Annotated in this window: 1 protein-coding gene; it reads left to right on the plus strand. The window is 74.9% G+C overall.

What is annotated here, in order from left to right; translation table 11 throughout:
• Positions 1 to 742, plus strand: a 742-nt coding sequence (locus tag FV222_RS28220; RefSeq protein ID WP_187277528.1) for an FAD-dependent oxidoreductase, incomplete at both ends; no start/stop codon positions are given.

Genomic DNA, 742 nt, shown 5'->3' on the forward strand with positions numbered 1-742 from the left:
GCCCTCGACGGAGCCTGGGCCGACCGAAACGACCTCGGGCGCGCCTACCTCGCGGCCAGCAGCCACGCCTACGGCGACGCCGAGGGCGCGGATGCGGGCTTCGCCGCGCGGGTCGCTCAGGCCGACGCCTACTTTCACGCCTTCGACGTGGCCGAGCGCGACCTGCTCGACGGCGACGCCTCCGCCGACGCCATCGCCGACTTCGCCGGGCCGCGCGAGGCCGACGGCTATCGCCGTTTCTGCGCGCGCAGCGAGCAGGTCTTCCGCACCCTCGACGCGCCGTTCATCCGCGGCGCCCGGCCGGGTCCGGTGGACCTCGCCCGCCGCGCCGGCCTGTCGGGCCTGGGCGACCTCTGGCGGATCCAGCCCTTCGCCACCTTGTGGGGCGCGCTCGGCGACTATTTTCGCGACCCGCGGCTGCGGCAGCTGTTTGCCCGCTACGCGACCTATTGCGGCTCCTCGCCGTATCAGGCTCCGGCCACGCTGATGCTCGTCGCCCATGTCGAGCAGGCGGGCGTTTGGTCGATCGCGGGAGGCTTGAGCCAGCTCGCCGCCGCGATCGCCGAGCTCGCGTCCGAGCGCGGCGCGACCCTCCGCACCGGCGCCCGGGTCGAGCGCATCCTGGTCTCGGGGGGCGCCGTCTCGGGCGTCATGCTCGTCGGCGGCGAACGGATCGCCGCCGACGCCGTGGTGATGAACGGCGACGTCTCGGCTCTGGCCGCGGGGCTGCTCGGGCCGGAGG

The organism is Methylobacterium sp. WL103, assembly GCF_008039885.1.
Taxonomy (GTDB): Bacteria; Pseudomonadota; Alphaproteobacteria; order Rhizobiales; family Beijerinckiaceae; genus Methylobacterium; species Methylobacterium cerastii.